21 protein-coding genes are annotated in these 24,316 nt (G+C 61.4%); 17 read left to right on the forward strand and 4 right to left on the reverse strand.

Annotated elements, in window-relative coordinates:
- The first annotated feature begins 182 nt into the window (after nucleotides 1-182).
- The 3 genes from ACRC0P_RS12690 to ACRC0P_RS12700 all read left to right on the forward strand — a co-directional run bounded on the left by ACRC0P_RS12690 (nucleotide 183) and on the right by ACRC0P_RS12700 (nucleotide 5,150).
- Nucleotides 183-2,762 carry an efflux RND transporter permease subunit gene (locus tag ACRC0P_RS12690; RefSeq protein ID WP_438631454.1) on the forward strand — a complete coding sequence of 860 codons (2,580 nt, stop codon included), beginning with the start codon at nucleotides 183-185 and terminating at the stop codon, nucleotides 2,760-2,762.
- 327 nt (nucleotides 2,763-3,089) lie between these two features.
- On the forward strand, nucleotides 3,090-4,136 hold the full coding sequence (locus ACRC0P_RS12695; protein WP_438631456.1) for an agmatine deiminase family protein: 1,047 nt from the start codon (nucleotides 3,090-3,092) through the stop codon (nucleotides 4,134-4,136).
- A gap of 126 nt (nucleotides 4,137-4,262) precedes the next feature.
- Nucleotides 4,263-5,150 (forward strand): carbon-nitrogen hydrolase, encoded by an 888-nt coding sequence (locus ACRC0P_RS12700; protein ID WP_438631458.1) that lies wholly within the window; start codon nucleotides 4,263-4,265, stop codon nucleotides 5,148-5,150.
- Nucleotides 5,151-5,319: 169 nt separating this feature from the next.
- Here ACRC0P_RS12700 and ACRC0P_RS12705 read toward each other — a convergent pair whose 3' ends face one another.
- On the reverse strand, nucleotides 5,320-5,601 hold the full coding sequence (locus ACRC0P_RS12705) for a peptidylprolyl isomerase (protein WP_438631460.1): 282 nt from the start codon (nucleotides 5,599-5,601) through the stop codon (nucleotides 5,320-5,322).
- A gap of 74 nt (nucleotides 5,602-5,675) precedes the next feature.
- Nucleotides 5,676-6,566, reverse strand: a complete 891-nt coding sequence (gene ypfJ / locus ACRC0P_RS12710; RefSeq protein ID WP_438631462.1) for a KPN_02809 family neutral zinc metallopeptidase — start codon at nucleotides 6,564-6,566, stop codon at nucleotides 5,676-5,678.
- A 127-nt stretch (nucleotides 6,567-6,693) separates the two neighbouring features.
- On the opposite strand from ypfJ, the gene ACRC0P_RS12715 reads away from it, so the two are divergent.
- From ACRC0P_RS12715 to ACRC0P_RS12780, 14 genes are all read left to right on the forward strand, one after another.
- Nucleotides 6,694-7,272, forward strand: a complete 579-nt coding sequence (locus ACRC0P_RS12715) for an LON peptidase substrate-binding domain-containing protein (protein WP_438631464.1) — start codon at nucleotides 6,694-6,696, stop codon at nucleotides 7,270-7,272.
- A gap of 86 nt (nucleotides 7,273-7,358) precedes the next feature.
- Nucleotides 7,359-8,645: a glutamate-5-semialdehyde dehydrogenase gene (locus tag ACRC0P_RS12720; RefSeq protein ID WP_438631466.1), complete on the forward strand. Its 1,287-nt coding sequence runs from the start codon at nucleotides 7,359-7,361 to the stop codon at nucleotides 8,643-8,645.
- A gap of 183 nt (nucleotides 8,646-8,828) precedes the next feature.
- Nucleotides 8,829-9,491, forward strand: a complete 663-nt coding sequence (gene nadD / locus ACRC0P_RS12725) for a nicotinate-nucleotide adenylyltransferase (protein WP_438631468.1) — start codon at nucleotides 8,829-8,831, stop codon at nucleotides 9,489-9,491.
- Nucleotides 9,492-9,514: 23 nt separating this feature from the next.
- Entirely contained in the window at nucleotides 9,515-9,847 is a 333-nt protein-coding gene (rsfS, locus tag ACRC0P_RS12730; RefSeq protein ID WP_438631470.1) for a ribosome silencing factor, read from the forward strand.
- A gap of 89 nt (nucleotides 9,848-9,936) precedes the next feature.
- Nucleotides 9,937-10,413, forward strand: a complete 477-nt coding sequence (rlmH, locus tag ACRC0P_RS12735) for a 23S rRNA (pseudouridine(1915)-N(3))-methyltransferase RlmH (protein ID WP_438631472.1) — start codon at nucleotides 9,937-9,939, stop codon at nucleotides 10,411-10,413.
- A 184-nt stretch (nucleotides 10,414-10,597) separates the two neighbouring features.
- Nucleotides 10,598-12,484 (forward strand): penicillin-binding protein 2, encoded by a 1,887-nt coding sequence (gene mrdA, locus ACRC0P_RS12740; RefSeq protein WP_438631474.1) that lies wholly within the window; start codon nucleotides 10,598-10,600, stop codon nucleotides 12,482-12,484.
- Between the two features lie 10 nt (nucleotides 12,485-12,494).
- Nucleotides 12,495-13,622: a rod shape-determining protein RodA gene (gene rodA / locus ACRC0P_RS12745; protein WP_438631494.1), complete on the forward strand. Its 1,128-nt coding sequence runs from the start codon at nucleotides 12,495-12,497 to the stop codon at nucleotides 13,620-13,622.
- Nucleotides 13,623-13,750: 128 nt separating this feature from the next.
- Nucleotides 13,751-14,740, forward strand: coding sequence for a lytic murein transglycosylase B (gene mltB / locus ACRC0P_RS12750; RefSeq protein WP_438631476.1), 990 nt, complete (start codon nucleotides 13,751-13,753; stop codon nucleotides 14,738-14,740).
- A gap of 231 nt (nucleotides 14,741-14,971) precedes the next feature.
- On the forward strand, nucleotides 14,972-15,838 hold the full coding sequence (locus ACRC0P_RS12755; protein ID WP_438631478.1) for a septal ring lytic transglycosylase RlpA family protein: 867 nt from the start codon (nucleotides 14,972-14,974) through the stop codon (nucleotides 15,836-15,838).
- Nucleotides 15,839-15,995: 157 nt separating this feature from the next.
- Nucleotides 15,996-17,144: a D-alanyl-D-alanine carboxypeptidase family protein gene (locus ACRC0P_RS12760; RefSeq protein WP_438631480.1), complete on the forward strand. Its 1,149-nt coding sequence runs from the start codon at nucleotides 15,996-15,998 to the stop codon at nucleotides 17,142-17,144.
- A gap of 291 nt (nucleotides 17,145-17,435) precedes the next feature.
- Complete coding sequence (locus tag ACRC0P_RS12765; protein WP_438631482.1) at nucleotides 17,436-17,723, forward strand: HP0495 family protein; 288 nt, start codon at nucleotides 17,436-17,438, stop codon at nucleotides 17,721-17,723.
- Nucleotides 17,723-18,421: a lipoyl(octanoyl) transferase LipB gene (lipB, locus tag ACRC0P_RS12770; RefSeq protein ID WP_438631484.1), complete on the forward strand. Its 699-nt coding sequence runs from the start codon at nucleotides 17,723-17,725 to the stop codon at nucleotides 18,419-18,421. Before ACRC0P_RS12765 ends, lipB begins: the two co-directional genes overlap by 1 nt.
- Nucleotides 18,414-19,397: a lipoyl synthase gene (lipA, locus tag ACRC0P_RS12775; protein WP_438631486.1), complete on the forward strand. Its 984-nt coding sequence runs from the start codon at nucleotides 18,414-18,416 to the stop codon at nucleotides 19,395-19,397. Before lipB ends, lipA begins: the two co-directional genes overlap by 8 nt.
- 232 nt (nucleotides 19,398-19,629) lie before the next feature.
- Nucleotides 19,630-20,211, forward strand: a complete 582-nt coding sequence (locus ACRC0P_RS12780; RefSeq protein ID WP_438631488.1) for an NUDIX domain-containing protein — start codon at nucleotides 19,630-19,632, stop codon at nucleotides 20,209-20,211.
- 252 nt (nucleotides 20,212-20,463) lie between these two features.
- Here ACRC0P_RS12780 and ACRC0P_RS12785 read toward each other — a convergent pair whose 3' ends face one another.
- Nucleotides 20,464-21,459: a hypothetical protein gene (locus tag ACRC0P_RS12785; RefSeq protein ID WP_438631490.1), complete on the reverse strand. Its 996-nt coding sequence runs from the start codon at nucleotides 21,457-21,459 to the stop codon at nucleotides 20,464-20,466.
- 1,075 nt (nucleotides 21,460-22,534) lie between these two features.
- On the reverse strand, nucleotides 22,535-23,911 hold the full coding sequence (locus ACRC0P_RS12790; protein ID WP_438631492.1) for a BNR repeat-containing protein: 1,377 nt from the start codon (nucleotides 23,909-23,911) through the stop codon (nucleotides 22,535-22,537).
- Between the last annotated feature and the right edge of the window lie 405 nt (nucleotides 23,912-24,316).

The raw sequence follows: 24,316 nt of genomic DNA on the forward strand, positions 1-24,316 counted from the left end.
ACTCTCGAATATCCCCCTGTAGGAGCCTGCTTGCAGGCGAACATTGCCAAGCCCTGTTGCAACCGCCGTGTTCGCCTGCAAGCAGGCTCCTACAGGGAAAGACCTGTAGATGGGCAAAGCGTAGCGTGCCCATCAAGCCAGGAAAATTTTAAAGAATTTCTATTTTTAATAAGCGAATAGCCATGTTGTCAGCTTTAAAGACCTGCTACGAAAAACTGGTAATTGAGCACCCGAAGACCGTGCTGGTGATCGTCGCGCTGCTCACTCTGATCGCGGCTGCGGGGTTGCCGCGCTTCAAGCTGGACGCCTCCGCCGATTCCCTCACCCTGGAAGCCGACGACTCCCTGGATTATTTCCGCGAGATCGCCGAGCGCTATTCCTCCGGCGACTTCCTGGTGGCCACCTACCGCTACAAGAACGGCGACCTGTTCGACGACGACTCCCTGGCCACCCTGCGTCGCCTGCGCGATGAGCTGGCGCAGGTGGAAGGCATTACCAGTGTGCAGACCATTCTCGATGTTCCGCTGCTGTACAGTCCCAAACCGGCGATCGCCGATATTGCCGACGGCATCCGCACCCTCTCCACCCCGGGCACGGACAGAAAGCTGGCGCGCCAGGAATTTCTCTCCAGCCCCATATACCGCGAACTGATCCTGAGCCCGGACGGCCAGACCACCGCACTGCTGCTCAACCTGGAACTGGACCGCCGGGGCTTGGAACTGGTGCGCGAGCGCGACGCCCTGCGCCGCAAACGCAATAGCGATGAAGGGCTGAGTGGGGAAGAGGCCGCGCGTCTGGAGGAGGTCAGTGCCGCTTACCTGCAGCATCGCACCCAGGGGGAGCAGCGCTCCCGAGAGCGGGTGGAAGAGGTGCGGGAAATCCTCACCGACTACAAGGGCAACGCCGAGCTGTTCCTCGGCGGCGTATCGATGATCACCGCCGATATGATCTCCTTTATCAAGAGCGACCTGGTGGTCTTCGGCAGCGGTATCCTGCTGTTTATTATCGTCACCTTGCTGGTTATTTTCCGGCAGGCGCGCTGGGTTCTGTTGCCCCTGGCCACCTGCGTGGTTACCGCGGTGACGATGCTGGGCCTGCTCAGCTGGCTGGACTGGCGTCTCACGGTCATCTCCGCCAACTTCGTCGCCCTGCTGCTGATTATCACCCTGGCCATCACCATTCACCTGGCGGTGCGCTACCGCGAGTTCGCCGCGCAGAACCCGGACTGGGACCGCCGGCGGCTGGCGATGGAGACGGTACAGTTTATGGCCAAGCCCTGCCTGTACACCGCGCTGACCACCATGGTGGCCTTCGTATCGCTGGTGGTGAGCGGCATCCGCCCGGTGATCGACTTTGGCTGGATGATGACCATCGGCGTGACCCTGGCGCTGGTGCTGTCGTTCGCGATTATTCCCGCGGCACTGATGCTGCTGCGCAAGCGTACCGACGGCGTCGGGGAAGACAACTCCGGAGTTTTCACCCTGATTTTTTCCCGCTTCGCCGAGCGGCGTCGCGGCATTGTGCTCGGCGTCTCGCTACTGGCGGCGGTGGTCAGCGCCGTGGGTATCTCCATGTTGAAGGTGGAAAACCGCTTTATCGACTACTTCGACAAATCCACGGAAATTTACCAGGGCATGCAGGTGATCGATCAGCGCCTGGGGGGTACCGTGACCCTGGATATCATTCTGGATAAACCGGAGGAAGAGGCTCCCGCATTCGAGGGCGAGGAGGACCCCTTCGCCATGGATGTGGCGGACGACGGCTTTGCCGGGGAAGACCCCTTTGCCGCCGATGATCCATTCGGCGGGGAAGAGGAAACAGTGGAAAACAGCTACTGGTTTACCGTCGCCGGCCTGGCGAAAATAGAGCAGTTGCACGATTTCCTGGAGCAGCAACCGGAAATTGGCAAGGTGCAGTCCCTGGCCACCCTGTACAAAGTGGCACGGGATTTAAACAACGGCCCTCTTAACGATTTCGAACTGGCAGTGGCGCGCACCAGCCTGCCGGAGGACATCAACGATGTGCTGGTAGCCCCCTATCTGTCCGTTGAACACAGCCAGGCGCGAATTACCCTGCGCGCCATGGAAACCGATCCCAACCTGCGCCGCGAGGAGCTGATCCAGCGGATCTACAATTATGCGGAAGACAACATGGGGATAGCGCCGGAAAATATTCGCCAGACCGGCCTGCTGGTGCTCTACAACAATATGCTGCAGAGCCTGTTCAAGTCGCAGATACTCACCCTGGGCGCGGTGTTCGTGGGCATCCTGCTGATGTTCCTGGTGCTGTTCCGCTCCCTGTCCCTGGCCATTATCGCCCTGGTGCCGAATATGCTCGCCGCCTGCGTGGTGCTCGGCGGCATGGGCCTGGCCGGTGTTCCGCTGGACATGATGACCATCACCATCGCCGCGATCACCGTGGGGATCGGTGTGGACCACGCGATCCACTACCTCTATCGTTTCCGCGCCGAATTCGAAAAGGACGGCGACTACCTGGCCACCATGCACCGCAGCCACGCCACCATCGGCCGCGCCATGTTCTATACCGCCATTACCATTATCGCCGGCTTCTCCATCCTGGCCCTGTCCAAGTTCGTGCCGTCCATCTACTTCGGCCTGCTCACTGCACTGGCCATGTCCGCGGCGCTGTTGGGATCGCTGACTCTGTTGCCGCTGCTGTTGTTGCTGTTCAAGCCGCTGGGGGCGCCGGAAGAAATGGGAAAGGCGCAGGCGGTGGGAGAGGGCGAGATGGCTAGCTCCTGACCCGAATGGTACTAAGTTGAGCGGAATCCCCCTGTAGGAGCCTGCTTGCAGGCGAATTGAGGTCGTGGCAAGGCACCGGGAATGTTCGCCTGCAAGCAGGCTCCCACAGTTGTAGGATGGGCAAAGGAGCGTAGCGACGTGCCCATCTTCCGGGAGGTTGATGGGCACGCTCCGCTTTGCCCATCCTACAATAGGAGTCCCGGTAAAGAGCCTTCAGCTCCCGGTAAGGAGCCCTCAGCTCCCCGTAGATGGCCCCGCGCTCCCAGTGAGCGAAGAATACGCAAAGCGGTTAGAATCCAGCACCTCCGAGTCTTTCCGGGTCCAGTTATGAACTCATCCTTTCTTCCCCCGGAGTGGGCGCCCCAGTCGGCGGTGATGCTGACCTGGCCGCGCGCCGATGGGGATTTTGCGCGGCACTTCGCTGCGGTGGAGCGCTGCTTCGTGGAGATAGCCGCGACCATAAGCCGCTACCAGAATGTGCATATCAACTACGGCCTGGAACCGGCCCTTCTGCGCGACCGCCTGGTGCTGGCCGGCGCCCGCCCGCAGCGCTTGCATATATACCGGGTGGAGAGCGACGATGTCTGGGTGCGGGACCACGGGCCCATCACCGTGTTCCGCAGCGGCCGCCTTCGGCACCTGGACTTCGTGTTCAACGGCTGGGGCGGCAAGTTCGCGGCCGGTCGCGACAACCGGATCACGCGCAAGCTGGCGGAGCAGGGCGCGCTGGCGGCGGAAGTGGAAGCGCTGGATTTCGTGCTGGAGGGCGGCGCCATCGAGGTGGACGGCACCGGCACCCTGCTCACCACCGAGCGCTGCCTGCTGGCGCCCAGCCGCAACCCGCATTTGAACAAGGCGCAGATAGAGGATTTCCTCAAGCCGCTGTTCGGGGTGGAGCGGGTGCTGTGGCTGCGCCACGGAGACCTGCTCGGCGACGATACCGACGGCCACATCGATACCATTGCCCGCTTCTGCGATGCCGGGACCATCGCCTATCAGGCGTGTGAGGATCGGGGCGATGCGCATTTCGCGGATCTGCAGGCCATGGCCGTGGAGCTGGCCGCCTTCCGCCGCGGGGACGGCGAGCCCTACAAGCTGGTACCGCTGCCCCTGCCGGCGCCGGTCTTCGACGAGGACGGCCGGCGCCTGCCGGCGGGCTACGCCAACTTCCTGATCATCAACGGCGCGGTGCTGGTGCCCGTTTACGGCGATAAAAATGATAATGAGGCGTTGGCGCGCCTGCGCCCCTGCTTCCCGAACCGCGAAGTGATCGGCATCGACTGCCGCGCGCTGATCGAGCAGTACGGCAGCCTGCACTGTGTGACCATGCAGATACCGAGTGGCAACTACTCACCCCTAGGGAGCCCGGATTGATTTCGGGGAACCACCTTGTAGGAGCCTGCTTGCAGGCGAACGGCTACGGAGTTTCGTTCTTGTTCGTCTGCAAGCAGGCTCCTACCGGGGGAGTAGTTACGCAAGTGGGTAAATACCGGAGAGTTTATGAGTAAGAAAATCCTGCGCGTTGGCCTGGTGCAACAGGCTTGTTCCGACAATCGCGAGCAGACGGTGCGGGCTACCATCGCCGGTATCCGCGAGGCCGCCGCGCGCGGCACCCAACTGGTGTTGTTGCAGGAGCTGCACACGGGCCTGTATTTCTGCCAGCACGAGAGCACGGACCTGTTCGATTTGGCCGAACCGATTCCCGGCCCGTCCACCGAGCAGTTCGGCGCCCTCGCCAGGGAACTCGGCATCGTGCTGGTCATCTCCCTGTTCGAGCGGCGTGCGGCCGGCCTTTATCACAACACCGCGGTGGTGCTGGAGCGGGACGGCAGCATTGCCGGCATCTACCGCAAGATGCATATCCCGGATGATCCCGGTTACTACGAAAAGTTTTACTTCACCCCTGGCGACCTGGGCTTTAGTCCCATCGACACCAGTGTCGGCAAGCTGGGCCTGCTGGTGTGCTGGGACCAGTGGTATCCGGAAGCGGCGCGCATGATGGCGCTGGCTGGCGCGGACCTGCTGCTATATCCCACGGCCATCGGCTGGAACCCGGCGGATGACGCGGCCGAGCAGAGCCGCCAGCGCGATGCCTGGATCACCATCCAGCGCGCCCACGCGGTGGCCAACGGCTTGCCGGTGCTGGTCGCCAACCGGATCGGTTTCGAGCCGGACCCGACGGCACAGACCCAGGGTTCGCAGTTCTGGGGCCACAGTTTCGTCGCCGGTCCCCAGGGCGAATTCATCGCGACCGCTGGCGAACAGGCGGAAGTGCTGGTGGCGGATGTGGACCTGGCGCGCAGCGAGAATGTGCGGCGCTGGTGGCCGTTTTTGCGCGACCGGCGCATCGAGGCCTACGGGGATCTGACCAAGCGCTATCGCGATTGAATTGCAGGATATGCGTGGGAGCGGCCGGTAGTCGTGACCTGAAAAGCCCTGCGCCAATGGCTGCCAGTGGCTGCCAGTGGCGTATGCCTGGATATCGACTCCGGCCGTTGCTATTGGATGAAATAATTGTTTTGCGGACCACCGCGGCCGATGCGGCTGAAACCTCGGATCAGTCGCTGCGGTCGGTAACCTCGATCAGGTGATACCCAAACTGGGTTTCCACCGGCCCCAGCACTTTGTTCAATTCGCCGGAAAATACCACCTTGTCGAACTCCGGCACCATCTGCCCCTGGCTGAATTCCCCCAGCTCTCCGCCGGAGCGGCCGGAGGGGCACTTGGAGTGTTCCTGGGCGATGATGCCGAAGTCGGCGCCCTCTTCGATCTCTTTTTTCAGCTTGAGGCACTCTTCTTCGTTTTCCACCAGGATGTGGCGGGCTGTGGCCTTTGGCATGGGTTTTCTCCATAAAATGGGCCGGTGCTACCGGCCGGGAATCGTCGTTTACGGAGAGCAGCTTAGCGCGGCTGTCACTGGCCCGCCAGGGCGGCAAAGGTATTGCACTTGGTTACGTCGCCACTGTTGAAGCCCTGCTTGAACCAGTAGACCCTCTGTTTGGCGCTGCCGTGGGTAAAGGCGTCGGGGGATACCGCGCGCCCGGTGCGTTTTTGCAGGCGGTCGTCGCCCACTGCCGAGGCGGCGGCCAGGCCCTCCTCCAGGTCGCCCGGCTCCAGCATCTGCCGGTCGCGGTTGGCGTAGTAGGCCCAGACGCCGGCGAAGCAGTCCGCCTGCAATTCCAGCATTACCGACAGCCGGTTCGCAGTGGCTTTGTCCGACTGCAGGCGCGCCTGCTGTACCTTTTGGGTGGTGCCCAGCTGATTCTGCACATGGTGGCCCACTTCGTGGGCGATGACGTAGCCGAAGGCGAAATCCCCCGGCGCGTCCAGCTGTTTCAGGTCGCTGAGAAAATCCAGATCCAGGTAGATCTTGCTGTCGTCGGGGCAGTAGAAAGGGCCCACCGCGGCGGTATTGAAACCACAGGCGGAGCGCACGGTGTCGTGGTAGAGCACCAGCTTGGGCGGTTGGTACTGGAGGCCGGCGGTCTGGAACAACTGGTCCCAGGTGTCCTCGGTGTCCGCCAGTACCACGGAAACGAAATCGGCGACCTCGTCGCCGGGCGTGCCCGGCTGGCCGGGCTGTTCGGTACTGAGGGGAGGGGGTTGGCCGCCGCCGGGCAGGTATTCCAAGCCGCCACTGAAATAGTAGATGGCGACGATCACGCCGAGGATCAGCCAGGCCTTTTTACTGCGCAGCAGCAGGGGGGCCAGGGCGAAAAGATTTCCCAGTCGGTTGCCCGAGCGCGGGGACTGGCCGCGGCGGTCTTCGATATTCTCGCTTCTGCGGCCCTGGCGCCAGCGCATGGGGGACTCCAAAAGGGATTCTCCGAAAAGTTTAGTCCAGCTGGCATACAATTCTTTTCTATAAGAAGTCGCGCCCCGCGCGAATGATATCTTTGGAACTCGGACGATCGAATCGGGAGTACCACTTTTGCCACAGATTCCCCTTTTCCCCCTCGGTATGGCGCTGTTCCCCGGGGTCACTCTGCCCCTGCGTATTTTCGAGCAGCGCTACCTGCGCCTGGTGACCGAGACACTGAAGACGGACAGTGGCTTTGGCGTGGCGCTGATTCGCGAGGGGAAGGAAGTGGGCCGCGCTTCGGTTTGGCCGGTGGGGCTCACTGTGCAGATCGTCGACTGGAGCCAGGGGGAAGAGGGCCTGCTGCATATCCAGGTGCGCGGCCAGCGCCGCTTCCGGATACTGGAAACCCACCGTGCGGAGGACGGCCTGTTGATCGGCGACGAGGTGGAGTGGCTGCCGGACGAGCCGGCCAGGCCGGTGCCCGTGAACTGCGACGGCCTGCTCGAAGTATTGCGGGAGTTGAAGCAACACGCAGCCATGCTGTCCCTGCAGTTTGCCCCGGTGGACAGCGCCGACGCCCTGTCCTGGCAACTGGCGCAACTGCTGCCGCTGGAGGACCGGGTGCGTGTGGAACTGCTGGCCACTTCCGATCCCCTGGAACGCCTGGCCACTATCGCCGCCAGCCTGGATCGCTGGAGTCGAGAATAAGCCCCTGTGGCCCGGTGAATCCGCAGTCCGGTGGGTTATACTGCGCGGCCCCAGAGAACAGCAAGAGAACAGAACGGAGAGTTGGAGTGACCAGTAGCGCCGCAAATACCAGTGAACAATCCACTCAAGCCAGACTGGAAGAGATGGGCCGCGCCGCCCGCGAGGCATCGAGGCGGATGGCGCGGGCGGATACCGCCACCAAGAACCGCGCACTTCATGCCATTGCCGAACAACTGGACGCCCGCCGCGATCAGATCGCCGAGGCCAACGACCGGGACATGAAGGCGGGGCGCGACAATGGCCTGGACGCGGCGCTGCTGGACCGGCTCGAACTCACCGGCGAGCGGATCGACGGGATGATCGACGGCCTTCACCAGATTGCCGAACTGGCGGACCCGGTGGGGGAGGTCGATGACCTCAAATACCGCCCCAGCGGCATCCAGGTGGGCAAGATGCGCGTACCCCTGGGGGTGGTGGGCATCATCTACGAATCCCGCCCCAACGTGACCATCGATGCCGCCAGCCTGTGTCTGAAATCCGGCAACGCCACCATTTTGCGCGGCGGCAGCGAAGCGCTGCACTCCAACGGCGCCATCGCCGCCTGCATCGCCGCCGGCCTGGCAGAGGCCGGGCTTCCGGAGACCGCGGTACAGGTGGTGGACACCACCGACCGCGCGGCGGTGGGCGCACTGATCAGCATGCCGGAATACGTGGACGTGATAGTGCCCCGCGGTGGCCCCAGCCTGATCGAGCGGGTCAGCCGCGATGCGCGGGTGCCGGTGATCAAGCACCTGCACGGCGTCTGCCATGTGTATATCGACGACCGCGCGGACCTGCAAAAGGCGTTCGATATCGCGCTGAATGCCAAGACCCACCGCTACGGCGTGTGCAACGCCATGGAGAGCCTGCTGGTGGCGGAGGGCGTCGCCGGGGATATACTGCCGAAGCTGGCGCAGGCCTATCGCGAGAAGGGCGTGGAGCTGCGCGGCTGCGAGCGGACGCGCAAGATCCTCGAGGACTGCAACCCCGCCGCGGAGGCGGACTGGAGCGAGGAGTACCTGGCGCCGGTGCTGTCCATTCGTATCGTCGGGGATATGGATGCGGCCATGGACCATATCGCTCGCTACGGCTCCGGCCACACCGAAGCCATTGTCACCGGGGACTACAGCCGCGCCCGGCGCTTCCTCGCCGAAGTGGACTCCAGCTCGGTGATGGTCAACGCCTCCACCCGCTTTGCGGACGGCTTCGAGTACGGCCTGGGGGCGGAGATCGGTATCAGCACCGACAAGATCCACGCCCGCGGCCCGGTGGGGCTGGAGGGGCTGACCTCGCAGAAGTGGATAGTGTTGGGGGATGGCCACGTTCGGCAATGAACCTGACCTATAGGAAATCCACATTGATTCAGGGAAACCACCCTGTAGGAGCGGGCCATGCCCGCGATCAGCGCAAGGGTATTTCGCGGGCAGGGCCCGCTCCTACAGGAATAAGTCGTTTCGTAGGGTGGATAAGCGAAGCGCATCCACCGTCGCAGCTTATCCACGCCGCGGTTTGACCTGATGAGCGAGCTGCACACCATCGCCCTGTTCGGCGGCACCTTCGACCCGGTGCACTTCGGCCACCTGCGTATGGCCCTGGAGCTTCGCGAGGCGCTGGGGGTCGACGAGATGCGCATTCTACCCAGCCGCCAGCCGCGCCACCGGGAGAGCCCGGGGGTGTCGGCGGAACACCGCCGGCAGATGCTGGCGCTTGCGCTGGCGGGCTGTGGGGAACTGCAACTGGACGAACGCGAACTCCAGCGCCCCGGCCCCACCTACACGGTGGACACCCTGGAGGAACTGCGCGGGGAATTGGGAGAGGAAGTATCCATCAGCTTCTGCATGGGGCTGGATTCGCTGCTCACCCTGCCCAGTTGGCACCGCTGGGAGCGCCTGCTGGAGCTGGCCCACCTGGTGGTGGTCGCCCGCCCGGGCTGGCGGCTGCCCGGGGAGGGGAAGGTGGCGGAACTGCTGGAGAGGCGCGGCGGCGAGGTGGAGCAACTGCACCGGGAGACCCGCGGGCGCCTGGTGGTGCGGGAGCAGACACTGCTGCCGATATCCGCCACCGGTATCCGCCAATTGATCGCCGCTGGCCGGTCGCCGCGCTACCTGCTGCCGGATGCGGTATTGCAATATATTGAAAACAAACAACTCTATCGAACGGCCACTCAAAGCGGCCCCTAGTCAAGGTTTCAAGCAAAGGTGTTATGACGAATATCAAAGATATCGCCCTGGCGGCACTGGAAGATCTCAAGGGCAAGGACATCGTCGCCCTGGACGTCTCGGAAATGAGCGATGTGATGGACACCCTGGTGATCTGCACCGGCACCTCCAACCGCCAGGTGAAGTCCCTGGCGGACAATGTGGTGGAGGAGGGCAAGAAAGCCGGAGCCCGTCCCATCGGCGTCGAGGGCAAGGAGCAGGGCGAGTGGGTGCTGGTGGACTACGGGGACCTGGTGGTGCACGTGATGCTGGCGGAAGTGCGCAGCTTCTACGACCTGGAGAAGCTCTGGTCCATGACCCCCACCGGGAGGCAGTGAATGCGTAGGGTGGATAAGCGCAGCGCATCCACCGTCCCGGTGGTGACTGGCGGATGCGCTGCGCTTATCCACCCTACGTGTAGAGATTGATGAAAATCCGTATTCTCGCCGCCGGCGGCAAGATGCCGCGCTGGGTTCAGGAAGGCTACGCCGAGTACGCCAAGCGGCTGCCCCGGGAAATAGTCCTGGAAATGGTGGAAATCCCCCTGGGCCAGCGCGGCCAAAAGAGCTCGCCGGCGCTGGTGGAAAGGGCCCGCCAGAAAGAGGGCGAGGCGATGTTGGCGGCGCTGGCGCCGCGCGACCACGTAGTCGCGCTGGATGTGAAGGGCAAACCCTGGAGCACGGAGCAGCTGTCCCGGCAACTGGCGGACTGGCAGATGCTGGGCGAAAACGTCAGTCTGCTGATCGGGGGGCCGGACGGCCTGGCGCCCGATTGCCTGGCGCGCGCCCGGCAGCGCTGGTCCCTGTCGCCGCTCACCCTGCCGCACCCATTGGTGCGGGTGGTACTGGCGGAACAGCTGTACCGCGCCTGGACACTACTCGCCGGGCACCCGTATCACAAATAATGCGGACAAATTTGTCTGGAACAAATTTGCACAGCCGAAGGCTGCCCGCAACGCGGGCGGGGCACAGGGATGTGCCTCGTGAATGTGGTGGTTTCGCTGTTTATTCCGCATTCCGCATTCATCATTCCGCATTATCCCTGTACACTCTGTAATCAATTTTACGCGCCAAACTTCCAGTCACCCCATGCACGATCTGCACTTCAAAGACCCCCTCACCGAGCAGCGGCTGTTTCGCAACCGCATGCTGGTGGCGCTCGCGGGGGTGGCGGTGTTGCTGGGGGTGCTGGTGGCGCGCCTCTATAACCTGCAGGTGGTCAACTACGACGACTACCGCACCCAGTCCGACGAGAACCGCATCCAGGTGCGCCCGGTGGCGCCCACCCGCGGGCTGATCTACGACCGCAACGGCACCCTGCTGGCGGACAACCGCCCCAGTTATACCCTGGCCATCGTCCACGAGCGGATCCGCGACATGGACGCCACCCTGGAGCTGCTGGGCCAGCTGGTGCGCTTGGAAGACAGCGACGTACAGAAATTCCGCAAGCGCCTGCAGCGGCGGCGGCCGTTCGAGCCCATACCGTTGCGCTTCCGCCTCAGCGAGGACGAAATCGCGCGCATCAGCGTCAACGAGTTCCGCCTGCCCGGCGTGTCCGTGGAAGCGGAACTGGTGCGCTACTACCCCCTCGCCGACCTCTTCGCCCACAGCGTGGGCTACGTGGGCCGCATCAGCGAGCGCGATCTGGCCCGGTTCAGCGAAGAGGACGTGCGCCGCTACAGCGGTACCCAGAGCATCGGCAAGGTGGGGCTGGAGCGCTCCTACGAGGATTTGCTGCTGGGCGAGGTGGGTTACGAGAATGTGGAGACCAACGCCCGCGGGCGAGTGCTGCGGGTACTGGAGCGCCACGACCCCGAGCCGGGCAGGGAACTGACCCTGCACCTGGACGCCCGCCTGCAGAAGGTCGCCACCGAGGCCCTCGGCGAACACCGCGGCGCGGTGGTGGCCATCGACGTGAACACCGGCGGCGTGCTGGCGTTCGTCAGCAAGCCGTCTTTCGATCCCAACCTGTTCGTCACCGGCATCAGCTTCAACGACTACCGCGCGCTCAGCGACTCCCTCGACGTACCACTGTTCAACCGCGCCCTGCAGGGGCAGTATCCCCCGGGCTCCACCCTCAAGCCGATGATGGGCCTGGGCGGCCTGGCGGACGGGGTGATCACCGCCGAAACCACCATCAAGGACCCGGGGTTCTACCGGCTGCCCAACGACACCCGGCGCTATCGGGACTGGAAGCGCTGGGGCCACGGCAACAAGGTGGACCTGATCCAGGCGCTGACGGAGAGCTGCGACGTCTACTTCTACGATATGGCCCACAAGTGGAATATCGATCGTATGCACGATATCGCCAGCCGCTTCGGCCTGGGGGCGAAGACCGGAATCGACCTGCCGGTGGAACGCCCCGGCCTCTTCCCCTCGCGGGCGTGGAAGCGCGGTGCCCGCGGCCTGCCCTGGTTCCCCGGGGACAGCCTGAACGCGGTGCTGGGGCAGGGCTTCGTACTGGCCACGCCCCTGCAACTGGCGGTGATGACCGCCACCATGGCCAACCGCGGCACCCACTACAAACCCCAGGTGGTGATGGCCGTGGACGGCGTGGAGGAGCCGCCGGAAATTCTGCACCACGTGGAGGCTAGACCGGAGCACTGGAAACTGGTGTTCGAGGGGATGGAATCCGTGGTCAACAGCGTGCACGGCACTGGTAAAAAAGCCGGCGCCGGGCTGGATTTCAGGGTTGCCGGCAAGTCCGGCACCGCCCAGATAGTGGGTATCGCCCAGGGTGAGCGTTACGACTCCGAAGCACTGAAAGAACGCCACCGGGACCACGCGCTGTTCGTGGCCTTCGCCCCCGTGGACGACCCGCAGATCGCCGTGTCGGTGCTGGTGGAGAACGGCGAGGGCGGCGGCGCGGTGGCCGCGCCGGTGGCCAGGGAGCTGTTTTTCGACTGGATGTCGCGCCCGATGGAAAACACCGTGCGCGCCGCCGAAGCGGACGGCGAGGGGGGAAACCGTGGCTAGTCGCGATTACATGCACCGGCTGCCGGATTCCCACGGCGGTCTCTCCCGCCCGGCGAGCCTGTCGCGCCGCTGGCATATCGACGTGCCCCTGCTGCTTCTGTTGATGCTGCTCTCCGGTGTAGGCCTGATAGTGCTGTACAGCGCCGCCGGCGGCGAGGTGCACTACGTGCGCCGGCAGGCGGTGTTCCTGGCGCTGGCTTTCGCGGTGATGCTCGTCGCCGCCCAGGTGCCGGTGGATATGTACCGGCGCTGGTCGCCCTGGCTCTATGTGGGCGGTTGCGGCCTGCTGGTGGCAGTGCTGTTTATGGGGGTGGGGGCCAAGGGCGCGCAGCGCTGGTTGGAGATCGCCGGGTTTCGCTTCCAGCCCTCCGAGGCGCTGAAGCTGGCGGTACCCCTGTCCGTGGCCGCCTTCCTGCACAGCCGGCCCCTGCCGCCGTCTTTCCTCACCGTACTGGGGGCGCTGGCCATTGCCGCGGTGCCGTCGGTGCTGATCGTTCGCCAGCCCGACCTGGGGACAGCCATTTTGATCGCCGCCTCCGGCCTGTTCGCTCTCTACCTGGCGGGGCTCAGTTGGAAGATGATCGGCGGCGCGCTGGTGGCGCTGGTGGCGGCTTCCTGGCCCATGTGGGAGTGGGGGCTGCGGGATTACCAGCGCCAGCGCATCCTCACCCTGTTCAATCCCGATGCCGATCGCCTGGGCGCCGGCTGGAATATCTTCCAATCCAAGGCGGCGATCGGCTCCGGAGGGCTGTACGGCAAGGGCTACATGCAGGGCACCCAGTCGCAACTGGACTTTTTACCGGAGAGTCACACGGATTTTATCATCGCAGTGCTGGGGGAGGAGTGGGGGCTGCGCGGTGCGCTGCTACTATTGGCGCTGTACCTGCTGATCGTTGCCCGGGGCATCTATATTAGCTTTATGGCCCAGGATGTCTTCGGCCGTCTCTTGGCGGGGAGTATAACCCTGACTTTCTTTGTCTATGTATTTGTGAATATCGGCATGGTCACCGGGCTGCTGCCGGTGGTCGGCGTGCCCCTGCCCCTGGTGAGCCACGGCGGCACCTCTGTGGTCACCCTGATGGCGGGCTTTGGTATCCTGATGGCCATTGGCACCGAGCGGCGCAGGGTGTCGTTTTAGAGTGATAACTCAAGTTTCGGAGTTCGAGGCACCCGCCGGTGGCACAGCTCCCCTAACTGAACCCCGAAACTTGAATGATAAAAATCCGGAAGTTGTAGAGAAGTATTATGAGAACAGGAGCGGTTATTTTGAAGTGGACCACAGGACTACTGGCCGGAATGGGGTTGATACTCGCGGCCTGCGCCCAGGAACCCGGCCACGGCGATAACCCGAGCGCCAGGGATTTCGTGGACTACATGGTGGCCGAGCACGACTTTGATCGCGAGGAACTCCTCGAACTGATGCGCGAGGCGCGGTTGAAGGAGTCCATCCTCAAGGCCATCAAGCGCCCGGCGGAAAAGGCCAAGCCCTGGTACGAATACCGCGAACTCTTCGTCACCCCCCAGAGCATCGCCGGCGGAGTGGATTTCTGGGACAGGAACGCCAAGACGCTGGAGGCCGCCGAGAAGACATACGGCGTGCCGGCGGAGATGATCGTCGCCATTATCGGCATCGAAACCCGCTACGGCGGCAACATGGGCAGCTACCGTGTGCTGGACGCCCTGGCCACCCTGGCCTTCAACTATCCGCGCCGCGCCCCGTTTTTCACCAAGGAGCTGGAAAACTACCTGCTGCTCACCCGCGAACAGGGAGTGGACCCCACTGCGCTCGTGGGTTCCTATGCCGGCGCCATGGGCTTCGGCCAGTTTATGCCCTCCAGCTACCGCGCCTTCGCGGTGGACTTCAACGGCGACGGCCGGGTGGATATCTGGACAGACACCACTGACGCCATCGGCAGTGTGGCCAACTATTTTGCCGAGCACGGCTGGAAGCCCGGAGAACCGGTCACTGTATTGAGCCAGCCGCGCCCCAACGCGGACATGACCCTGGTGAACGATTCCCTGGACCTGAACTGGACCGTGGGCGAGCTGGCGGAACAGGGCTTTCCCACCACCGCCCAGGTGGAGTCGGATATGGCCGCCAATGTTTTCTCCCTGCAGTTGAAGAAAGGCAAGCAGTACTGGATCGGCCTGAACAACTTCTATGTGATCACCCGCTACAACCGCAGTCGCCTCTACGCCATGGCGGCTTATGAACTGGGCCGGGAGATCGTCAAGGCCCGCGGCGGCAAGCCGTAAAATATTCTCGGGGCTCGGGACTCGGGACCTGGGAGCGCCGGGCTCCAGTTCGGCTTGCGGGCCGCAGGCCCGCTCGGAAAAACAGTGGTATGAGTCATGTCGAATTCACCACTGCCCGTGTAAACTGAACCTTTTTCTGCTCCGATAATCCATAGAATCTGATTTTAAAAACCATTTCTGATAACGATGGCTTGGGGGCGCGGAGTTTTTGTGCCGCGCGCTGGGGGAAGCATGTACAAGAACAACGTCCACCTGGGTGCGGCATTGATCCTTCTATTGCTGGCGGGTTGCGGTGGCCAGCAAAGCAAACCCGCAAAACCCGCGGGGGATATGGTCAGAGACAGCGGCCCGCCGGTGCCGGTGGATATGCTGGCGGCACCGGAACCCACACCGGTGCGCGAGCCGGTAGGTGTGGCCGGCAACAAATCCCCCTACGTCGTCAACGGCGTCACCTACCGGGTGCGCAGCGGTGCACGAGGTTATCAGGAGCAGGGGCACGCCTCCTGGTACGGTACCAAGTTCCACGGCAAGCGCACGGCCAACGGCGAGGTCTACAATATGTATGCCATGTCCGCCGCGCACAAAACCCTGCCGCTGCCCAGCTACGCCAAGGTCACCAACCTGGAAAACGGCCGCAGCGTGATCGTGCGGATCAACGATCGCGGCCCATTCGTCCCGGGCCGCATTATCGATTTGAGTTACACTGCCGCACAGAAACTCGGCTACATCAACAAGGGTGTGACCCGGGTGGAAGTGGTGGCGCTGGACCCGGAGACACTGCCGACGGCGGGAGAAACGCTGGCGGTGGAAAAAGATGTTTCCGCGCGGGAAGCCCTGGCGGAAGATGCCAGCTTCAAGCTGCCCGCAAAAACCTTCCTGCAGGTGGGTGCATACGGCAGCGCCTCCCAGGCAGACAAGGTGCGTGGTCGGGTATCGGCGGTTGTCGACTATCCTGTATCGGTCAGCCCCGTTGAGCGCGAGGGTAAAACACTCTACCGTGTGCGCATCGGGCCCATCTCCCAGCAGCGGGCGCTGGTGGCGCTGCGGGAATCGGTGGAAAAGAACCGGCTCGGCCAACCCCAGGTGGTTTACGACTAGCTATAAACAAAATACGTAACTACTCTCCCCGACAGTCCCCTCTCCCCCTTTGGGGGAGAGGGTTAGGGAGAGGGGGAGCGGTCAGCGCCCCCTCCCCCGCAAGCGGGAGAGGGGAGAGTAGTTACCAAAATACGAGGAATCAAAGAGACAACTGCCCATGATCAAACGCCTTATCGCCTGCTCCCTCCTGTTTATCTGCGCCGCACTGGCCCAGGCTGAACAGTCGTTGATCCCCGCGCCACCGCAGCTGTCGGCCACCGCTTATATATTGGTCGACGCGCACACCGGACAGGTGCTGGTGGAGCACGATGCCGACAAGCAGATACCCCCCGCCAGCCTGACCAAAATGATGACCGCCTACATAGTGTCGGAAGAGATCGAGAAGGGCAGTATCAAAGAGACCGACAAAGTGCGCATTTCCGAAAAGGCCTGGCGCAAGGGCGGCTCCAAGATGTTTGTCAAAGTGGGAAACAAGGTGCCGGTCATCGATCTGTTGCGCGGCGTGATCGTGCAGTCCGGCAACGACGCCAGCATCGCCCTGGCGGAGCATGTCTCCGGCAGTGAGGAAGTGTTCGCCGAGGTGATGAACCAGCAGGCGGAACTGCTGGGTATGCGTGACACCCACTTCGTCAACGCCACCGGCTGGCCGGCGGAAGGACACCTCACCACCGCCCGCGATCTGGCCACCCTGGCCCGCGCGGTAATCGCCGACCATCCCCAGCACTACGATATCTACTCGGAGAAGTATTTCAGCTACGCCGGCATCAACCAACCCAACCGCAACAGGCTGCTGTGGCGGGATCCGGCGGTGGATGGCATCAAGACCGGCCACACGGAGGCGGCGGGCTACTGCCTGGTGGCCTCCGCGGTGAAGCGCGGCATGCGCCTTATCGCAGTAGTGGTAGGCACCGACAGTGATGAAAAGCGCGCTTCCGAGACCCAGAAACTGCTCGCTTACGGCTTCCGCTACTTCCAGACCCACAAGGTGTACAGCAAGGACGACACATTGCAGACCGAGCGCGTCTGGGGCGGCAAGTCCGCCGAGGTGGGTATCTCGGTACAGGAAGACGTCTTCGTCACCATCCCCCGTGGCGGCGAGGAGAACATCAAGGCCGACCTGATCATCGACGGCGAGCTGGAAGCGCCACTGGAGAAGGGCCAGCCTGTAGGCAAGGTTGTGGTCACCCTGGACGGCGAGACCGTGGCCGACGTGCCCGCGGTGGCCGCCGAGGAAGTGGAAAAGGCCGGCTTCTTCAAGCGTATCTGGGATTCGATCAAGCGCTTCGTGATGGGCCTCTTTAGTTGAATGCGGAGTGCGGAATGCGGAATGCTGAATGATGAAGGTGAATGCGAACAAATCTGTCGGGAACAGGTTTGCACAGCCGTACCCCATGAATACGGTTTGACATAGTGCTGCGGGGATGTCCCTCGGCTGGGATTGATCCTCGGATTGACCGGTAGAGCGATTATGGTCACAGATCTCCCAAACCCAGATACTATTCCGCATTCCGCATTCCGCATTCCGCATTCATCATTCCCCCCCACCGCTGTATAATCCCGCCCGACACGCACAGGCGCGCGTCCGACGAGAGCGGTAATGAGCGAAGATTCCAAAGATCCCCAAGTGCCCCCCAAAATCGAATTCCCCTGCGAGGACTACCCCGTCAAGGTCGTGCGCGATTCCGATGACCAGGTGCACGAATTCGTTCTGGAAGTGATGCGCCGCCACGCGCCGGATCTGGACGAGGGGCGCATCACCCTGCGCGAGAGCCGCAACGGCAAGTTCACCTCCGTGACCTTCTTTATCGTCGCCACCGGCGAACCCCAGCTACTGGCGCTGTTCGAGGAACTGAAGGCTCACCCGTTCGTGCATATGGTGCTCTGATGACCACCGTAAGAGACCTGGGCAGGCGCGGTTATGAGACCGTGTGGCGCGCCATGTCCCACTACACCGATACCCGCGATGCCGACAGCCCGGACGAGATCTGGTGCGTGGAACACGAGCCGGTGTTCACCCAGGGCCAGGCGGGCAGGGCGGAGCACCTGCTGAATCCCGGCGACATCCCGGTAGTGCAGGTGGATCGTGGCGGCCAGGTGACCTACCACGGCCCCGGTCAACTGGTGGTCTATCCGCTGCTGGATCTGAGGCGCGCCAAAGTGGGTGTGCGCGAACTGGTTACCGCCCTGGAGAGCGCCACCGTAGCCATGCTGGCGGAGTTCGGCATCCGGGCCGCGCCCCGCGCCGATGCACCGGGCGTCTACCTGAGCGAGGGCCCCCGCGCCGGCAACAAGATCGCCTCCATCGGTTTGCGCGTGCGCCGCGGTTGCAGCTTTCACGGCATCGCCATCAATATCGATATGGACCTGGCGCCCTTCCTGCGCATCAACCCCTGCGGCTACGCGGGCCTGCAGATGGTGCAGATGGCCGAGTTGGTTCAACCGGTGCCCGGCTGGCAGGCGGTGGCGGAAATCACTGTGCGCGAATTACTGGGCACCTTGAACTTGTCCGAGACCCGCTGGGAAACTGCGGACGAAAGCATTTTTACGGCGTGCAGCGCCGCAAAGGAAACGAGCAATGGCTGAGAGACCCGATCTGGTACCGGTAAAACGCACCCGCCGCTTACAGCAGGGCGAAAAATTGCGCGACGGCGATAAAGTTGAACGCATCCCGGTCAAGGTGATCGCCAGCGACAACCTGCTGCGCAAGCCGGACTGGATTCGCGTGAAAGTGCCCGCCTCCAAGGAGGTGGACCGCATCAAGAGCATTTTGCGCTCGCAAAAACTCGCCACCGTGTGCGAGGAGGCCAGCTGCCCGAACCTGGGAGAGTGTTTCAGCGGCGGCACCGCCACCTTTATGATCATGGGCGAGATCTGCACCCGCCGCTGCCCCTTCTGCGACGTCGGCCACGGCAAACCCCTGCCACTGGATCTGGAAGAGCCCCAGCACCTGGCCGAAGCCATCTCCGCCATGGGCCTGCGCTACGTGGTGATCACCTCCGTGGATCGGGACGATCTGCGCGACGGCGGCGCCCGGCACTTTGCCGACTGCATCCGTCTCGCCCGCGAAAAGTCCCCGAATCTCCAAGTGGAAATCCTCACCCCGGATTTCCGCGGGCGTATGGACGTGGCCCTGGATATTCTCGAAGCCGAGGCCCCGGACGTGTTCAACCACAACCTGGAAACCGTCCCCCGCCTGTACCGCGAATCCCGTCCCGGCGCCAACTACAAGTGGTCGCTGAAACTGCTGCAGGAATACAAGAAGCGCCGCCCGGACGTGCTCACCAAGTCCGGCCTGATGGTGGGCCTGGGCGAAGAGAAGGAAGAGATCTTCGCTGTACTGGACGATATGCGCGCACACGATATCGACATGCTCACCATCGGCCAGTACCTGCAACCGAGCAGGGAACACCTGCCGGTGCAGCGCTATGTACACCCGGACGAATTCGAAGAGTACCGCCGCTACGCCGAACAGATCGGCTTCAAACACGCCGCCTGCGGGCCACTGGTGCGCTCCTCCTACCATGCCGACAAGCAGGCGCACGGGGAAAAGGTGGGCTAACGACACAATACTGTTGAGTTAAGACCCAACCGTAGGGTGCGCCGTGCGCACCAAAAAAGTCTGAAACCCGCGCGAGCCCTGGGGCGGTGCGCGTGGCGCACCCTACGAATACAAAAGTGGCCTAACTCAACCGTATTGAGGCCAACGATTGAGCCTGGCCGCCTTTGCAGGCTCCACAGGGTGCCGAACCTGAACTCAACGTATTGTGCTTAGAGGTGAGCTTGGCGAGCAAATGACCGATCGAGTCAAAAACCTGAAAGCGGAAGTGCTTTCGCGCAGTTGGTCCAAATTCGAGAAATACACCTTCGAATACCGAACCGCGGACGGCAGCTGGGAGGCCCAGCAGCGGGAAGTCTACGATCGCGGTGACGGCGCAGCGGTGCTGTTATATAACAGGAAAAAAGACACCGTAGTACTCACCCGCCAGTTTCGCCTGCCCACATTTCTCAATGGCAATCGCGGCGGCATGATGATCGAAGCCTGTGCCGGTGCCCTGGACGGAGAGGACCCCCTGGAATGTGTCCTTCGCGAGGCCGAAGAGGAAACCGGCTACAGGGTAGAGAAGGCCTCCAAGGTATTCGAGGCCTATATGTCTCCCGGCTCGGTCACGGAAAAGCTGCATTTCTACCTGGCGGAATACACCGACGATATGCAGGTTGCCCAAGGCGGCGGCCTTGCCAGCGAGCAGGAGCATATCGAGGTGCTGGAACTCCCGTTCGGGCGGGCCTGCGCCATGATCGCCAGCGGCGAGATCCGCGATGGCAAGACCATTATGCTATTGCAGCACCTGCAACTTCAGCGAAGCGTACTGTAGGCGCCTGCTTGCCGGCTGGGCCATCGCATACATTCTTTTTGGGTAACTGCTCATCCCTGTAGGAGCGGGCCATGCCCGCGATCGGGTTCTGTTCGCGGGCATGTCGGATGGCCGCCCCGCCGCTCCTACAGGGTGGCTCGCTTAAGCCAATGCAGGTTCCCTATGGGTGAGTAGTTACCTTTTTGGTTGAATCCCGATCAATCGACTTCTGTACTCGGGGCACGCCGAAAAAGTTTCAAATAATCCGATAGCCTATTCCAGACCGACCGTTAGTGCATGGAGTACATCCGATTCCAGTCCAGGCCTTGGCTTTTCAGTGAATTCCATGCGGGGACCAACAAAATCTTCCAGTTCGGCGCCCTCCGCGGCTTCAGCCGCTTTCAGGTAATATTCCAAAACTTGAAGCGCCTCCTGAATCGCAGGCGAATCTCCATCGAGTTGCCCGTGCCGCACCATACGACTGATGCCGAGATGGAAATCCCCTGCGATAATCAGTTTATGGGTGTCACTGGGGAACTTTGGCCCGACCGTTAACACATTCTGGTTGTTGGCTTCTATTGACATCAGTGGCGCAGCCTGCTCTAAAACGGATTGCGGCATTGCTCCGTGCAAGGCAGGGTAATCCCCTGTTCCTACATAGGCCATTGTAATTCCCGGTTTCAACTCGCTTTCTATATGGAACCCGGAAAGTTTCTCTCCTGCTTTTATTGCTGGACCATCCTTTCTTTCCTCTTCGTCGTAGTTATACCAGCTTAGAAAGAATCCTGACGGCTGTCCGGTCGCAATTTGTAATGCCCGTATCTGCGTCTCGGCCTTGGCTCCTTGCCATTTTTTTGGAGAGAAAACTTCATCGTCTTGCCCAAGATCTGGGACAGGTATGTCAAATTTCTTAATCGGTCGACGGGCCCCTTTGCCATTTTCAACAGTGTATCGATAGACATATTTACCTTTATTCTTTGCTACTGCTACAGATAAGGAAGCTTTAACTTGGTTGCCGAGATTTAGACGCTCTATATGCATTTGCCCCGTTTTTGCCGTATTTGGTTGTCCCAACCCTTCTGGGTAGGCCAAAATCATCTGGCCGGCCTCGGGGTCCAGGAATACATATTTGTCGCTCAGTTCCGGAGGGATAACGTCATCTCCAGGCCATATCGGAACGGGGCTTAATTGGCCAAGCCCTTCTTGCTGAGCAAACGCTGTGCAAACCGGTATCAATAAAAGATATACTGTAAGAATTAATTTCTTCATTATCTGACTCCTTTCAATTACGGCCATTGGCAATGGAAGTGCTCATTTGTGGTGCCTACAGACTCATGGAGAACTAGAGTTGCCCCTTTCAAGCTGCATATTTGTTTGAAACGATTCTGGACGCTGGTAACTCTCGGTACACTGTTAGGATTTCCATTGCCTCGAACATCCACCGCCTTTCCTTGGCTGTGGTTGTAATGCGGGCCTTGCCAGTTTCGGCTCAAATCAAATATGCCTGACAGTGGCAAAGCGATGTCGTTTATTGCGATAACAGGATATTGTGGGTATTCAGAATGGTACTGGTTAGCTACAGCCTTAATCCCGTTGACTGTTGAAGATGTACCAAAATGATTGACCGGGTGCCACGTGGTCTTTCCTATTAGCACCCAATTACTCCCTGAGGTAAGTTCAACTAAGTTTGGATAACCGACATAAATGTCTGTCACAGAACAGTAGTATGCACATACTTGCAAATATTCTACCTGTCCCACCTGTGTTGTTTTAATTCTGACAGGTAAGCCGCAGCAACCTGTATTGCCAGATGAAGGGAACACTGAACTGACTGGGGGAGCGGGACTGTTGTGGTTATGCTGGTTTGGAACAAAGTAGGGGCCGTTGTGCAGAGTTACATCGCAATTTGTGATCACTTGGCCAGTCTGGGGGTTTATGCAGTAAGCAGTTCCGAAATTATTTGTATCTGGAAGGTAAAGTACTTGTGAAATTACGCTCGAGGTAACTAAGAGCAATGCACATCCTACAAGGCATGAAAATATTCTTCTCATGGGTCTTCCTCGATAGATAAGAGTCCATTCAATATCCTAATGCTGCCTTAAACGGGCTGCGTCTGGTAATATGCTCCGTCCTTAAAACTCGCGTCAAGTGTTTTTTTATTTGGTAGATATATTGTAGCTTCATATCCTCAAACTGGTACCTTGATTCCAAGTAATATCGATGGAACAGGGCTGGGCTTGAGCGATTATATTTCGACGGTCATCATTAGTCAGATAGCCTTGTCAATACTTCGTTTTTAAATGGAAAAGGCAATTCCCGTATTCTAAGAGCCTGTTCATAATCTTTAGATATCACCGGCGGCCGCGCGGCGCTGGTGGTGCTCCCACACCGGGTGCCAGATCAGCAGACTCAGGGGGGTGGGGTTGGCGTTACTGCCGCTGTGATCATCACCGTCCAGTTGCGTTACCGGTTGCAGCAGCAGCTGGGCCTGCTTCATCCGCTGCCACTGCGCCGGATCGATCGACGGTTCCCAGGCGCCGACATTTTTTTCCGTGAGGTAGCGGAAATGCCACTCCGGACTGTGCAGGTCGTCCAGGGAGGCGGCCAGCACGCGGCCGCCCCGGCTGTCGTCGCGGTAGATAAGGTGGGCGCCTTTGTCCTTCCCGGTCTCCACCAGCAGCGCCGCGCGGGAGATCGGCGGACGTTTGGTGCCATGCCCCTGTAGTGTGAAATCCTGTCCCGCTTCAGGTCCCGGGATTGTGTGCCAGCCGCGCTCGTCCCGGTAGACGAGATTGAAGCGGGGGCGGGCTCCCTTCTCCGGTGACCAGTAGGAGGCGATAACGGGCTGGCCCCGGTGATTCGCGTCCACCGCGGGCGGGTTCATCAGGTTGCGGTTTTGCGGGATGGCGGCGGCAACTTCGGCGCGGGCTTGTGTGATCGGCAGTTTGTAGTCGCTGCCGTCGCTGCGCTGCCAGCTTTTGCCCCCGTCGTCGGAGCGGGCGTAGAGCAGGTCGTGGTTGCTGGCCACGTCCGGGGTTTCCCGCCAGTTCCAGGCCAGGTGCAAACGCCCGTTTTTATCAATACTCATGTCCCAGTAGGCGCTGCGTTGGGATTCACCGTCGATCAGGTTGTTCTGGCGCCGGGACCACTTCTGCTGCTCAGCGGCGTAATGGTTGAGTACCAGGCGGCCGTTGCCGGAGCCGCCGTCGCGGTAGAGAAACAGCAGGTTGCCGTCCGCGAGCCGGAAAAACTGCGGATAGGTCACGCTCTGTTCCGCCTCGTCGACCATAGCGCGCGGCTCGCCCATGATCAGGCTGCCCGGTTCGACGCCGCGGCTGTAATTGAGCGGGGTGTTGTGGTGACCCCAGGCCAGGTGCAGGTAACCCCGCCCGTCCACCACAAGGCTGATGGTGTTGTGGGCGTCCTTCAGGCCAGTAGTGAATTCGGTGGGATGGATTTGCCAGTTGTCCTCGTCCAGGCGGCGCTTGGCCAGCAACAGCCGGCCGCCGGCGCCGTAGAAGCCGGCGTACTGGTACGCGCCGTCCGTATAGAGTGTCTGGCGACTGCCGGCGACCACGTTTATTGAACTGCCGGCATAGGCTTTGTCTGTCAGCGGAATCTGTCGGGCGCCGACCTCGGCTGGCTCGGGAATTGTAGCGGCCGCCTGCGCCTGGCCTGTAGCCAGTAGAAGAGCGGACAGGGCGATAAGTGGAATTTTCATGGTTTATTTTTTTCGAAATTTATCGCGGTAGAAGCGCCCGTCGCCATGACGAATTGAATCAGGGGTCGTTACGCTATTTGTAGGATGGGCAACGGAGCGCAGCGACGTGCGCATCATTTGGCCGATGGGCACGCTGCGCTTTGCCCATCCTACGATTTTGCACCTGTAGGAGCCTGCTTGCAGGACAAAAATGCGCAGCGAGCAGTGCTCGCTAAGCGCACATTTTTGCCCTGCAAGCAGGCTCCTACAAAGAGAGATTTGTAGCGAGCGTAGGGTGCACCGTGCGCACCGAACTGGGTTGACCCTCCGGCTTCGATTCGGTGCGCACGGCGCACCCTACGGCACTACCCTCTGAGCGAGGCCCTGCTGCCGGTGGTCATCCGGCAAATATTTACCGATGAGGTT

It is taken from the genome of Microbulbifer sp. (genome assembly GCF_051659245.1).
GTDB lineage: Bacteria > Pseudomonadota > Gammaproteobacteria > Pseudomonadales > Cellvibrionaceae > Microbulbifer.